Consider the following 12,589-nt stretch of genomic DNA (forward strand, 5'->3'; position numbering starts at 1 on the left):
GTTGGCTAATGTACGAAAAAAATTAGTTTACCGTACCGGCATGAAGGAGCGTTTCGATGGTTTCATATTTAAAGCTGCCATCGGGTTCCACGAAATATTTGATGAGTACTTCGCCCCATGCCTTGCCACTGCTGAAGTCGGCAATGATCCAGCGGTGGTTGAGTACCTGTACTTTGTTGATGATCCAGTTTTGGCCGTTAACAGGGTCATAACCTACAAGTGGATTGCCATTTTTATTAGCGTTCAGGCTCATGACGCCGTCCGTTATCCTGGCCTCAAGTGTTGCTATATCTTCATTCTCGAAATATTCCAATGCATTGTCATTGGTTGACAATCTAAAATAATTGGCATCAACCACCCTGCTTTTTTCAGTTTCAAGGCTATCCTTCAGCGACTTCCTGCCGGCTTCCAGCTTTTCAATGCGGCCAGCTTCAAATTTCTGCTTGTTAGTGAAGTACATATAGGTAAACACGTTGATGAGCAGGGCAAAAATGAACAGGTATAAAAAGATATTCTTCTTCATGAGTTAAATAGTAATTTCTAAATTATCGTAAGCTAAAAAAACATTCTCGGGCAACGTTTGCTCCACCTCGGCATGAAAGCCCATGTTGTGGCTTATGTGGGTAAGATAGGCACGCTCCGGTTTAAGTAATTTTATCAGCGCAAGGGCCTCTTCCAGGTTGTAATGGGTATCGTGTGGCTCATGTCGCAGGGCACTTACCACAAGTACTTTAAGCCCTTTCAGTTTTTCAGTTTCCTCCGGTGTAATGTACTTTACATCGGTAAGGTAGGCAAAGCTACCAATCCTGTAGCCGAAAATATCAAGATCGCCATGCTTTACGCTTATGGGTTCGCAGGTCTTATTACCAACAGCGAAGGCCTGTCCCCGCACTACCTCGTTAACAGTAACCGAAGGTGCTCCCGGATACCTGTCAACTTCTGTAAACACATAATCAAAACGCTGACGGAGATTTTTTATTACTCGCTCATGCCCGTAAATGGGTATGTCGCCCTGCCGGAAGAAAAACGGCCTGATATCGTCAAGCCCGGCGGTGTGGTCGGAATGTTCGTGAGTGTATAGAATGCCGTCCAGTTTTTGGCATTGCGATGTGAGCATCTGCTGCCGGAAATCGGGCCCGCAATCAATCACCCAGGAATGGTCATCCCAATGGATCCATACCGATACCCTGAGGCGTTTGTCACGGTGGTCCGCACTGCGGCATACCCCGTCATTACAGCCAATGACAGGGATTCCCTGAGACGTTCCCGTACCTAAAAACCAAACTTTCAAAAGAGGTAATTTTTTACAAAAATAACACTATTTGTTTTAAAAAACCTCTTTGATTTGCTAACTTTGCAACATATCGCTTCCCGCTATGAAATTAACTGAGACTGATATTACGCTGAAAGGCGACAGGATGATTGAACATGTGCCATCGATAAAAGACAAGGCATTGCGCATCAACCTTAATGAAAATATTTACGGAACTTTTTCTGAAATCGGGGCCGGGCAGGAAACTGTTCGCCATTTTTTCAGGTCGGGCGGATCATCCGGCACCATTGCCAAGGCAATGTCGGCTTATGACAAAGATTTCAGTGATGCCATATATGGTGTGGAAGACGATGGACGCTATGTTACCGAAAGCCGCCTGAAAAAGATGCTTAGCCATGAGGTACGCATCATAGAGCAGCGCCTTAAGAGGGATAAACATCCGAATAAGGTATTCTTCAGCTACGCCAATACGGTTGCTACCATCGATTTTGCAAAGCAGTTCAAGGGCCACGGCTGGGTTGGCCTCAAGTACCAGGTAGAACCGGATGAGGACTACAACGAAATCATCCTGCACATACGCTTTAAGGAAACAGATGCACGCCTGCAACAGGAAACACTGGGCATACTCGGTGTTAACCTTATATATGGAGCATTCTACAAATACAACGAGCCTAAAAAGCTGTTGCGCTACCTGTATGACCACCTGGACAAAGACCAGCTTGAAATCGACACCATCAATTTCTCGGGACCGCGCTTTGCCGATGTGGACAACAGGCTGATGAGCCTCCAACTGGTTAAGAACGGCATGACCGATGCGGTAATGTTCGACCCCAGTGGGCACAACGTATTGCCAGCCGCCGTACTCTACAAAAAAAACATACTCGCCCTGCGCGGAAGCTTCCGGCCGGTGACGAAAGTGAATATGGACATGTATGAGAAATCATACAAAATGTTCCTTGAAGAAAATAAGGTAGACAAAGACAAAGCCCTCGTAGTTTTTGAAATAACCCTGTCAAACCTGCGCTCCGAAGGTGAAATCGACGAACGTGATTTTATGGATCGAGCCGAACTGCTATGTTCTCTAGGACAAACAGTTATGATATCCAACTTTCAGGAATACTATAAGGTTGTAGAGTATTTCTCTGCTTATACCAAAGCCCGTATGGGCCTCGCCATGGGAGTGAGCAACCTGGTAGACATATTCGACGAAAAATATTACCGCCACCTTAGTGGGGGAATATTGGAAGCATTCGGAAAACTATTCTATCGTGACCTCAAAGTATTCCTGTACCCTATGAAGGATGAGGAAGGAAATGTCATCGACTCTGAAAACCTGAAGGTGCATCCACGCATGAAGGAACTATACAAGTTCTTTAAATTTAACGGCAAGGTGGTCGACATCAGCGACGTTAACAGGGAACATTTGGAGATTTTCTCGCGTGAAGTGCTTAAAATGATCAGTAAGGGAAAAACAGGCTGGGAAGCCATGCTGCCATCCGGTATTGCGGAAGTCATTAAAGAAAATCATCTTTTTGGTTACGACCCAAAGAAACTGGTTGCGGAAGAACCCAGACCCGAAGGGGCCAGCCAATCACAGTAACCGCATAGTTGTAGACAATGGTTTTTACCACAAAGACACATAGCTATTAAATTCGGATAGTGGGAAACTGAGTACCACAAAACCTGAAGCTTAGCTTGACTATGCCTGTCTACTACCCGGGAGTAATAAAAGACCATACTTTACACGTAAGTGTTTGGCTATCAAAATCCACAAAGTCACATAAGTTAATATGACTAACCCTATCATAGGCATAATGGGCGCCATGCCTGAAGAAATTGACGGTGTCATTTCTTTAATGGATAACCCGCAGTGTACCATTATCGGCATGAGGACTTATACGTCTGGAACGATAAACGGCACCTGCGCCGTGGTTGTTTTCTCCCGTTGGGGAAAGGTTGCTGCATCGGCTACCGCTGCCACACTCATCCATGCCTTCAAAATCACAGAACTGATTTTTACCGGAGTTGCCGGTGCTATCGACCCTACCCTTAAAGTAGGCGATGTTGTGGCAGCGAAAAGGCTGATACAGCATGACCTGGACGCCAGGCCTTTGATGCAGCGATTTGAAATCCCGCTTTTGGGGATGACTTACCTTGAAATCCCTGAAAAAAGAATGGATGAAATAAAAGAGGCCATAGCTCCCCTGTTCATCAACAGAACATTGCAGGAAAACATAGGAAAAAGCATTTTATCAGAATTCGGCATAACGGCCCCAAACCTCCACATTGGCGATATAGCCAGTGGTGACCGTTTCTTTGCTTCAGAATTGCAAAAACAGCAATTGAACGAGGCATTGCCCACAGTGCTTTGCGTAGAAATGGAGGGCGCCGCGGTAGCGCAGGTATGCTATGAGCACAACCTGCCTTTTACAGTAATCCGCACCATATCAGATACGGCAGACGAAAACTCGCACATCGACTTTCCGAGATTCATTGAAAATGTTTCAAGCCGGTATTCCGTAGCCATAATTCAGGCTCTATTAAAGGATTAGACCCAACCGTTATCAAAAGCGAGACGTATGAGCTCACCCGTGGATCTTGCTGCCGATTTTTTTAAAATATTCTTACGGTGTGCATCAACAGTATGCTTGCTGATATTCAGGTAAAGGCTTATTTCCAAACTGCTCTTACCGTTGGCAAGTTCCCTGAGTACGTCCTTCTCCCTTTTTGTAAATATCCCGTTCCTGATCCTGAAAAGGTCTTTTACATCTACATTCATATAAGAAGGCTCCCCATCAAGTCCTATGAAGGATAGTATGGGCTTGGAATCTTTTTTCAGGTGCGTGATATCGGTCTGCACTATAAACGTGCGCACATCGTCGGCATCGTGCTGAATGATTACATACTGGTTAAGTATGCGGACATACTCACCATCGGCACGGCGAAGGCGATGATCATACTGTACTTTGTACTTAAAAAGCTGTTCACCCGAAACTTTGGAGAAGAACTGTGCCACGGCAGCTTCGAAATTAAGGAAATAAGGCATGTCGTCAGGATGTATCGCATCGGAATACACGGTAAGGTCAAAATTTTCCGGAGCATATCCCAAAACATTCTCCATTTCAGGGCTGACCAATTCAAACCTTGATTTCCTTACATTATTAATCATATAATAATAATTACCCACCTGAAAAATGTCCAGAAGTTTTTTGTGCATCCTGATATCAAACGTCAGGTCTGTAACATTCTCTTCGGTAGTAATATTAGCCCATATTTTTTTGAGCTCAGAATAAACATTAGCAGGCATATATCAGCATTTAAAAGGCATTTGAAAAATAACTATTATTTTGATATAAATGCCGTAGTGCATGAGGTTTGCCAAATAGTCAATTATCAAAACAACATTTGACAATTTCAAATACCCGGATTACAATTTACATCAAAAATTGAGCGTTATACAAAAATAACTGTAACAGTTAAGCAAAAACATACCTATAAATAGGGATATTTACAGAATGATTTCGAATACTCAAGCCGCAAACAGGTGTATTGAATGCAAAGGTTGGCGATACGATTCATTTCAAATTGAATTATTCCGATCCCGTCAAAGAGATACAAATTGCAACGAATGTATTCGACATTCAGGATATTTACGATGATTTTAGCAATGATGAGGAAAAAGAAGGGTTTCGTGGGGAGGAAACACTGCAATATAAAAAAAACGTGATTCCCTACGAGGAAAAACAGGGCAATTTATTTGAATTTGATTACGTGATAGATAATAAAAGCATAAGGTTTATTGATATTTACTTTGATTATACCCATGTAATGCGGTTTAAAATAAAAGCCGGACAATAAAAGCAGATTACTTCAATATCTGCTCTGTGTGCATTTTGCTCTTCACATCAGTAATCACTTCCTCAATGATACCTTTCTCATCAATTACGAACGTGGTACGGTTAATGCCGTCGAATAATCTCCCCATAAACTTTTTAGGCCCCCACACGCCAAAGGCATTGATAACCGATTTGTCCTCATCAGCAATCAGGGGGAATGGCAAATTATACTTGTTGCGGAAGTTGCCCTGCTTCTTTTGGGTATCGGCGCTTACACCAAGCAGCTCATAATTAAGGGCCCTGAAACGCCCGAAGTTATCACGAAGGTTGCAGACTTCCACTGTACAGGTAGGTGTACTGGCACCGGGATAAAAAAAGACTACCAGCTTTTTGCCTTTGTAATCGGATAGTTTGTGCATGTTGCCGTCCTGGTCGATGCCCGAAAATTCAGGCGCCTTGTCTCCTTTTTTTAGTGGTGTCATTCGCTTATATTTGTACTGCAAAGCTACTCTAAAATGACCAAAGCGCAAAAAGCCCAATTCATAATTGACACCCTGGACGAAATATACCCGGAAATTCCCATCCCTTTGGACCATAAAGACCCTTATACACTCCTAATAGCGGTACTGATGAGTGCACAAAGTACCGATGTACGCGTCAACCAGATCACGCCGTTGCTGTTTGCCAAGGCCGATAACCCGTATGATATGGTGAAGCTGTCAGTAGAAGAGATACGTGACATCATCAAGCCTGTGGGCCTATCGCCGGCCAAGGCAAAGGCGATACACGGGCTTTCGGAAATTCTGATCGACAAGCATGGCGGCAAAGTACCCGATAACTTCCCCGACTTAGAGGCGCTGCCCGGCGTGGGCCACAAAACGGCCAGCGTGGTCATGAGCCAAGCATTTGGCGTACCTGCCTTTCCGGTAGACACACACATCCACCGGCTGATGTACCGCTGGGGACTTAGCGATGGTAAGAATGTGGTACAAACAGAAAAAGATGCTAAAAAACTTTTCCCTGAAGACCGCTGGAACGACCTGCACCTGCAAATCATCTGGTACGGCAGGCAGTATTCGCCCGCCCGCGGCTGGGATCTGAAAAAGGATGTGATTACGGCGACTATCGGAAGGAAAGAGGTGCTGGAGGAGTATGGAAAAAAGAAGGTAAAATAAACGATACTCACTGTTGATTCCGTCATTGCGAGGAAGAATGACTAAGCGATTTTTCTACATCAACAACAGTAACTGAGCAAAGATTGCCACGCTCCGTAAACTGCGCTTGCAATTAACAACAAACACCATACCGCCTTTAAGGCTCCCCAAGTGTCGCTTGCGCCAAAGATATGTCGAATTGGAACCAAACAAAGCATAAAAAAACCTCCCGTAAATTACTGCGGGAGGTTTTTTCGAATTAATTAGCAATATTCTCGTATGTTCCGTTATCTGTCTTAACTATTTTAAGTGCTTTGGAGTAGTTAAGTATAAAGTCGATTGTCTCTTTTTTAGGTAACATTGTCTGAGCTGCTAATTTCTCTTCAGAGTAGATTTTTGCCATATAGATTGTTTATTTCCCTATACAACGCCATGCAGCTTCATTATATTGCCTAATTGGTCAAAATAATTTTATTTTTTTCGATCACCTTCCTCAGGTTCATGAGCGCATAGCGCATCCTGCCCAGGGCGGTATTGATGCTAACGCCAGTCAAATCGGCTATCTCCTTGAACGACAGGTCCTGGTAGATACGCATCTGCAGTACTTCCTTCTGGTCTTCGGGAAGTTCCTCAATAAGCCTTTGCAGGTCGCTTTCCACCTGTTCGGTAATGATCCTGCTCTCGATGTTCGGGCTGTTATCCGTCATGATAGAGAAAATGGAAAACTCCTCTGTTTCGCGGTGCATTGGCATTTTCTTGTTCCGGCGGAAGTGGTCTACGATAAGGTTGTGCGAAATACGCATTACCCATGGCAGAAACTTACCCTCTTCGTTGTAGGAGTTGGATTTCAGCGTTTTTATCACCTTGATGAAAGTGTCCTGGAAGATATCGTCAGCGATATCCCTGTCGGATACTTTAGAGTAGATAAAACCGTAAATTTTCGATTGGTGCCTGTTGATTAGTATGGCAAGAGCGTTTTCGTCTCCGCCAACATAATTACTAACAAGAACAGCGTCTGGGATTGCAACATTAGCCATAGCACTTACTTTTTAGCGTTTTTGATTGATTTTGGTAATCTGAACTTACGTTCCTAAAAAGTAGTTTTTGCGTATAGGCAGTGTTAATTTTGAATTAATTATAAGCCAAATATAATATAATAAAATTATAAAAAACAACAAGTGATTGAAATTTTAACATATAAAATACAATAACTATAGTAAAATTTCAGCAGAATGCTTATTACTGCTATACTTTTCGCATTACATTACATTTTTGTAAATGCATGATTGTTAATATTTAAACTATCTTTTCACGTCGCTGCAGCCTTCCGATTGTTTTTAATATCCTTTCATTCACAGTTTCAGGCCTTTTAGCTGAATAAATCCAGTTAATGCACATTTTCTGCTCCCAGTTCCTGTGTTTTTTGAAAATTGTGTATAATCCCGGATATTCTTCAAGCCTCGATGTAAAGTCCTCAGGTATTTCAAAAACAGAATTGTCACGGTACAATGTCACACGTACATAGTCACCCTCCTCCTTTTTTATCTTTTTGCGTATTTCGGCCTTTACAGGAAGGAATAAGCCGCCATTGCCCATAGGCATCAGGTTATAATTATTGATGGCATAGGCATCAATCGTACCCTTAACTTTCACCCAGCCAAAGGGCATACCCTTGTCCTGTGGTATTTCCGGTATCCGCACATACGTCCACCCTCCCTTTCCTGCAAAGCGCTCAAGGAGGTAATCTTTATCGGTCAGCAGCTTACTCATCATACGAAATTAATTTTAATGGTTTCTTTTCCGGATATACGGATGTCCCTTCCCATGATCAATGCCCTGTTATCCGCCACATGACCTGCAGGGAAATCAAATAGCACGGGGCAATCGAAATGTTCCAGGGTAATTTCATAGTCATTTTTGCCCCAAGGCAGTGTCGATTCCTTTATATACACCATTTGGCCAACAATAACTGCCTTAAGGGCTTTGAGCTTACCGGCACGCTTCAGCGACACCAGCATGCGGTCGTAATGGTACAGGTATTCGTCAATATCCTCAATGAAAAGTATTTTGCCCTCCCAATCACAATCTGAAGCCGACCCAATCACTGAATAAAGCATGGAAAGGTTGCCGCCAATAAGTGTACCTTCAATTACCCCGCCATCCCAACGGTTCTGGGGGTGCGATGGAATTTGATACTCCAGACTTTCGCCAAAGAGCGCCCTGCGTATGGTTTCAACCGATTCGAAAGAAGCCCTAGTATACGCCTGCAGCATCACAGCATGGAGGCTTTGTATGCCAAAATGATGCACGTGGCAATGCAGCAGCGTGATGTCGCTATACCCTACAAGCCACTTGGGGTTTTGGCGAAATTTCGTCCAGTCGACACTGTCTATGATACGTAATGTACCATACCCTCCCTTGGTAAAGAAAATAGCCCTGATGGTTTCATCATCCAGCATTTGCTGAAGGTCGGACAGCCGTTCGGCATCGGTACCGGAAAGGAAGCCATATTCATTAAAGGCATTTTTACCGATAACAGGCTCCAGCCCCAAGCTTTTCAGCGTGGCTAACCCCTCCTCTATTTCCTGGGGTTCGGTGCGCTTGGCGGTGCTGATAATACCGACTTTGTCGTTGGGTGAAAGGTAGGATGGTGTGATCATTTTTTCAAATTATTGGATGCGACATCAGGCATTATTTTATTTTTCACACGTAAATATATATAATTGCGCAATACATCCTGTTTTCCTGACGTCTTCATGGTATATGTTTTCCAAACCAAAAATACCGTTTTCCTAAAATTAAAAATAGCAACACCTTTTCTTTACCTGCATAACCATTTGATGATTTAAAATTAACCGCCTGAAGATTTTCGCATAAGGCACGCTTAACCGTTGAAGGGTACTTTTACTTCAAACAAAAACTACTTCAACATGACACAATTCAACAAATTTGCACTGCTCGGGGCAGCGTGCTTTGCCCTCGTATCCTGCAACGAGGACGACAACAATTCAACATCGGTAAACAAGGAGATTGACTTTGCCAGCCATTCATCAGTACCTGCTTTCGTATTTCCGATGACGGGCTTTGAGGACATGCAGATCTCTACCCTTATCAGTTCGACCGATGTGCTTTCCCAATCGCCTTCTTTCGTATTTGCCGGACAGCCGGACGGAGCGGGTTTCATGAAAGACCCTGACAGCGATGGCTACATCATGATCAGCAACCACGAAATTTCACAATCGGTATCCAGGGTTTACCTCGACAAAACCTTTAAGCCGGTAAAAGGCGAGTACATCGTGAACAGCCTTGGCGGCATGACAAGGTTGTGCTCTGCAACGCTTGCTACTCCGCAAATCCATGGTTTTGGACCTGTATTCCTTACAGCAGGCGAAAGCGGAGAGGAAAGCATGGTTCACGGCATCGACCCGCTTGGGCTTACGAGCAATGCCGGAAATACCGACAGGGTACTTCCTGCCCTGGGCAAAGCAAGCATGGAAAACGCAGTGCCCCTTCCTAAAGGCGTTTTCTCAGGAAAGACAATCGTATTCATCGGTGAAGACCAGTCATACTCATCATCGCACGCCAGCGCAGGCCAGCTTATCATGTACATGAGCAATACCCTTGGCGACCTGCAAAACGGTAAGCTGTATGCCCTGAAAAGGAATGATGGCAACCAGGTAGAAATGACGATGCAGAAAGGACAGTCGTACGATGTTAGCTTCGTAGAGATACCTAATGCCAAAAACCTTACAGGAGCGGTAATAAACACAACCGTGAATGGCCTTGGCGCCATCCGTTTCTCAAGGGTTGAGGACGTAGATTACGGTAAAGGAAGCAAGTCTAAAAACCGTGACATTTACTTTACGGCTACCGGCCAAGCTTCGTCTAACCAGCCGGTTGAAGGCTACACGATGTGGGGCCGCGTATACCACCTGACTATGGATGCCAATGATCCTTTGAAAGGCAAGCTTGAAGTAATCGTGGAAGGCGACTCAACTCCGGGTACCGGTATCATCAACCCTGATAACCTTTGCGTTACCGAGAACTTCGTATACATCCAGGAAGATGGCGACAGCTACTACACGGCTGCACAGCACGACTCCTACATATGGCAGTACAACATCAATACGAAAACCAACAAGCCGTGGCTGAACATGAACCACAAAAGGAACGACCCAACATGGGTAGCGGCTTACAACCAATCCGGTGAAACACGCTTCGGATGCTGGGAATATGGTGCAATGGAGGACATTTCAGACATCATTGGTGTTCCGGGTACTTTTGCAGTGAATATCCACCCGCACACATGGCAGAAAGATGCTTTCAGGAATGCCGACGGTAGTGGTAACAGCACCAACAAAGAAGGTGGCCAGGTGGTAATCATCAGGAACGTAGAACAATAAACCAACTAATTATTTTTGACTACTGCAACCCTTTTTCACGAAAGGGTTGCTTTTTATTATTATGTATATGAGATATTTTTTATCGCTGATAATAACCCTTTTAGCACTGACAAGCTGTAAAAAGGATAACGAATATACTGTTTCGGTAAAAAGCACAGTGCTTGCTGAGGCCGACAGCCTTTTGACCCTCACAAAGCAATTTTCTGACCTTGCAAAAAAGTCGGACGACACAAAACAGTTGCAGGCTAAATTCAATGAGTGCCGCCTGCAATACAAAAAGTCGGAATGGGCCATTGAGTATTTTATACCCGATGTGGCACGATTCATTAACGGTCCCGCACTCGACGAACTGGAACTGGAAGAAAACAGGGAATTCCCACCCCACGGCTTCCAGGTAATCGAAGAGCTGCTGTTCCCTGAGTTTGATCCTGAAACGAGAGAGGAACTGGTACGCGAGATCAATACGCTGGCCTCCAACATTATGATCTGCCAGAAGCACCTCGATGCCATAACCATGAGCAACGACTATGTGATGGATGCCGCCAAACTACAGGTGTATCGCATCATCACGCTGGGCATTACAGGGTTCGACTCACCTGTAGCAATGGCCTCCATACCCGAAGCCAAAGCATCACTGGAATATCTGCCACAACTGGCTGCTATGATCGATACAGGTACTAATGCCAAAGCCATTAAAGATGAAATAGCAGCACTTGCAAAAAAAGCCGCAAAGTACTGCACCGATAACAACGACTTCAACACATTCAACCGGGCGGTGTTCATTTCGCAGTACCTCAACCCGGTTTCCAAAAAGCTTTCGGAATTGCAAAAAGCCGCCAACATCCCGTATGTGAACCGTACCAATGCGCTGCGTACCAATGCCGAAACGCTATTTTCGGATAATGCTTTTGACGTAGATGCTTTTACTCCTTCACCGGAATATAAATTTACAAAAGAAAAAGCCCTACTGGGCGAAAAGCTTTTCTATGATACCATGCTTTCGGGCGACAATACGCGTAGCTGTGCATCCTGCCACAGACCAGAAAAAGCCTTTAGCGATGGCCTTAAAACCAACACCGGCCTTTCCGGCAACAACCTGAAGCGCAATACCCCTACCCTAACCTACGCCTCATTGCAGCACGGGCAGTTTTGGGACCTGCGCCAACCCGACCTGGAAAAGCAGAGCGTGGACGTTGTAAGCAATGCCGACGAGATGCATGGTTCGATGGCCAATATTGCCAAAAAAGTGGCCGCCAGCGAAGAATACAAAAAATTGTTCCTATCCGCTTTTGGGAAAGGAGAGCCGAAGGAATGGCAGATACAGAACGCCATTGCCAGCTACATCCGTACACTGAACAAATTTAATTCGCGTTTTGATCAGTACATGCGTGGCGATGACAAAGCGCTTGCCACGAATGAGATAAACGGCCTGAACCTCTTTATGGGCAAGGCCAAATGCGCTACCTGTCATTTTACACCCATATTCAACGGGACGGTACCGCCATCCTTCAGCAAGACAGAGCATGAAGTGGTTGGCACGCCTGCTGATGCCAAAGGTACGAAGCTAAGCGAGGATACAGGCCGCTATATTTATAACCAAATGCCGCAGCTGAAGAATGCCTACAAAACGCCGGGGCTTCGCAATGTGGCGAAAACAGCGCCCTACATGCACAACGGGGTGTATAATACCCTGGAAGAAGTTGTGGATTTTTATAATAAAGGTGGCGGTGCCGGAATGGGATTGCCCGTAGATAACCAAACCCTGCCTTTTGACCAGCTAAGCCTTACCCAACAGGAAATGGACGACATCGTGGCGTTCATGAAAACACTTACGGATGAATAAAAAAGAAATGGGCTGTCATTGACCGTTTTGTCATTTCGAGCGAAACGCAGTGGAGTCGAGAAATCTCAAGGTATTCAATT

At 44.7% G+C, this 12,589-nt stretch carries 14 protein-coding genes; 6 read left to right on the top strand and 8 right to left on the bottom strand.

Features of this window, described 5'->3' with window-relative positions; translation table 11 throughout:
- Positions 1-22 precede the first annotated feature (22 nt).
- Both OGH69_RS14160 and OGH69_RS14165 read right to left on the bottom strand, forming a co-directional pair.
- Positions 23-523 carry a hypothetical protein gene (locus OGH69_RS14160; RefSeq protein ID WP_265175136.1) on the bottom strand — a complete coding sequence of 167 codons (501 nt, stop codon included), beginning with the start codon at positions 521-523 and terminating at the stop codon, positions 23-25.
- Between the two features lie 3 nt (positions 524-526).
- On the bottom strand, positions 527-1,291 hold the full coding sequence (locus OGH69_RS14165) for an MBL fold metallo-hydrolase (protein ID WP_265175137.1): 765 nt from the start codon (positions 1,289-1,291) through the stop codon (positions 527-529).
- An 85-nt stretch (positions 1,292-1,376) separates the two neighbouring features.
- Here OGH69_RS14165 and OGH69_RS14170 point away from each other — a divergent pair, with 85 nt between their 5' ends.
- Both OGH69_RS14170 and OGH69_RS14175 read left to right on the top strand, forming a co-directional pair.
- Positions 1,377-2,873, top strand: a complete 1,497-nt coding sequence (locus OGH69_RS14170; protein WP_265175138.1) for a TonB-dependent receptor — start codon at positions 1,377-1,379, stop codon at positions 2,871-2,873.
- Between the two features lie 190 nt (positions 2,874-3,063).
- Positions 3,064-3,825: a 5'-methylthioadenosine/adenosylhomocysteine nucleosidase gene (locus OGH69_RS14175; protein WP_265175139.1), complete on the top strand. Its 762-nt coding sequence runs from the start codon at positions 3,064-3,066 to the stop codon at positions 3,823-3,825.
- On the opposite strand, the gene OGH69_RS14180 is transcribed toward OGH69_RS14175, so the two are convergent.
- Positions 3,822-4,580 carry a LuxR C-terminal-related transcriptional regulator gene (locus OGH69_RS14180; protein ID WP_265175140.1) on the bottom strand — a complete coding sequence of 253 codons (759 nt, stop codon included), beginning with the start codon at positions 4,578-4,580 and terminating at the stop codon, positions 3,822-3,824. The genes OGH69_RS14175 and OGH69_RS14180 overlap by 4 nt on opposite strands.
- A gap of 242 nt (positions 4,581-4,822) precedes the next feature.
- On the opposite strand from OGH69_RS14180, the gene OGH69_RS14185 reads away from it, so the two are divergent.
- The gene (locus OGH69_RS14185) at positions 4,823-5,131 is read left to right on the top strand and encodes a hypothetical protein (protein ID WP_265175141.1); all 309 of its coding nucleotides are present in this window, start codon (positions 4,823-4,825) and stop codon (positions 5,129-5,131) included.
- Between the two features lie 7 nt (positions 5,132-5,138).
- On the opposite strand, the gene bcp is transcribed toward OGH69_RS14185, so the two are convergent.
- Positions 5,139-5,591 (bottom strand): thioredoxin-dependent thiol peroxidase, encoded by a 453-nt coding sequence (gene bcp / locus OGH69_RS14190; RefSeq protein ID WP_265175142.1) that lies wholly within the window; start codon positions 5,589-5,591, stop codon positions 5,139-5,141.
- 33 nt (positions 5,592-5,624) lie between these two features.
- On the opposite strand from bcp, the gene nth reads away from it, so the two are divergent.
- On the top strand, positions 5,625-6,284 hold the full coding sequence (nth, locus tag OGH69_RS14195; protein ID WP_265175143.1) for an endonuclease III domain-containing protein: 660 nt from the start codon (positions 5,625-5,627) through the stop codon (positions 6,282-6,284).
- A 238-nt stretch (positions 6,285-6,522) separates the two neighbouring features.
- Here nth and OGH69_RS14200 read toward each other — a convergent pair whose 3' ends face one another.
- The 4 genes from OGH69_RS14200 to OGH69_RS14215 all read right to left on the bottom strand — a co-directional run bounded on the left by OGH69_RS14200 (position 6,523) and on the right by OGH69_RS14215 (position 8,923).
- Positions 6,523-6,666, bottom strand: coding sequence for a hypothetical protein (locus OGH69_RS14200; protein WP_265175144.1), 144 nt, complete (start codon positions 6,664-6,666; stop codon positions 6,523-6,525).
- A gap of 49 nt (positions 6,667-6,715) precedes the next feature.
- The gene (locus OGH69_RS14205) at positions 6,716-7,300 is read right to left on the bottom strand and encodes an RNA polymerase sigma factor (protein WP_265175145.1); all 585 of its coding nucleotides are present in this window, start codon (positions 7,298-7,300) and stop codon (positions 6,716-6,718) included.
- 259 nt (positions 7,301-7,559) lie between these two features.
- Positions 7,560-8,036 carry a DUF1905 domain-containing protein gene (locus OGH69_RS14210; protein WP_265175146.1) on the bottom strand — a complete coding sequence of 159 codons (477 nt, stop codon included), beginning with the start codon at positions 8,034-8,036 and terminating at the stop codon, positions 7,560-7,562.
- Positions 8,033-8,923: a S66 peptidase family protein gene (locus tag OGH69_RS14215; RefSeq protein WP_265175147.1), complete on the bottom strand. Its 891-nt coding sequence runs from the start codon at positions 8,921-8,923 to the stop codon at positions 8,033-8,035. The genes OGH69_RS14210 and OGH69_RS14215 overlap by 4 nt, the downstream gene beginning before the upstream one ends.
- Before the next feature lie 270 nt (positions 8,924-9,193).
- On the opposite strand from OGH69_RS14215, the gene OGH69_RS14220 reads away from it, so the two are divergent.
- Complete coding sequence (locus tag OGH69_RS14220) at positions 9,194-10,666, top strand: PhoX family protein (protein ID WP_265175148.1); 1,473 nt, start codon at positions 9,194-9,196, stop codon at positions 10,664-10,666.
- A gap of 67 nt (positions 10,667-10,733) precedes the next feature.
- Positions 10,734-12,509, top strand: a complete 1,776-nt coding sequence (locus tag OGH69_RS14225; protein WP_265175149.1) for a cytochrome c peroxidase — start codon at positions 10,734-10,736, stop codon at positions 12,507-12,509.
- The last annotated feature ends 80 nt before the right edge of the window (positions 12,510-12,589 follow it).

The organism is Flavobacterium sp. MFBS3-15 (assembly GCF_026107645.2).
In the GTDB taxonomy this organism is placed as follows: Bacteria; Bacteroidota; Bacteroidia; order Flavobacteriales; family Flavobacteriaceae; genus Flavobacterium.

Coding starts and splice junctions, on each gene's coding strand:
- OGH69_RS14160 (WP_265175136.1), bottom strand. CDS start 523: ATGAAGAAGAATATCTTTTTATACCTGTTCATTTTTGCCCTGCTCATC.
- OGH69_RS14170 (WP_265175138.1), top strand. CDS start 1,377: ATGAAATTAACTGAGACTGATATTACGCTGAAAGGCGACAGGATGATT.
- OGH69_RS14175 (WP_265175139.1), top strand. CDS start 3,064: ATGACTAACCCTATCATAGGCATAATGGGCGCCATGCCTGAAGAAATT.
- OGH69_RS14180 (WP_265175140.1), bottom strand. CDS start 4,580: ATGCCTGCTAATGTTTATTCTGAGCTCAAAAAAATATGGGCTAATATT.
- bcp (WP_265175142.1), bottom strand. CDS start 5,591: ATGACACCACTAAAAAAAGGAGACAAGGCGCCTGAATTTTCGGGCATC.
- nth (WP_265175143.1), top strand. CDS start 5,625: ATGACCAAAGCGCAAAAAGCCCAATTCATAATTGACACCCTGGACGAA.
- OGH69_RS14200 (WP_265175144.1), bottom strand. CDS start 6,666: ATGGCAAAAATCTACTCTGAAGAGAAATTAGCAGCTCAGACAATGTTA.
- OGH69_RS14205 (WP_265175145.1), bottom strand. CDS start 7,300: ATGGCTAATGTTGCAATCCCAGACGCTGTTCTTGTTAGTAATTATGTT.
- OGH69_RS14210 (WP_265175146.1), bottom strand. CDS start 8,036: ATGATGAGTAAGCTGCTGACCGATAAAGATTACCTCCTTGAGCGCTTT.
- OGH69_RS14215 (WP_265175147.1), bottom strand. CDS start 8,923: ATGATCACACCATCCTACCTTTCACCCAACGACAAAGTCGGTATTATC.
- OGH69_RS14220 (WP_265175148.1), top strand. CDS start 9,194: ATGACACAATTCAACAAATTTGCACTGCTCGGGGCAGCGTGCTTTGCC.
- OGH69_RS14225 (WP_265175149.1), top strand. CDS start 10,734: ATGAGATATTTTTTATCGCTGATAATAACCCTTTTAGCACTGACAAGC.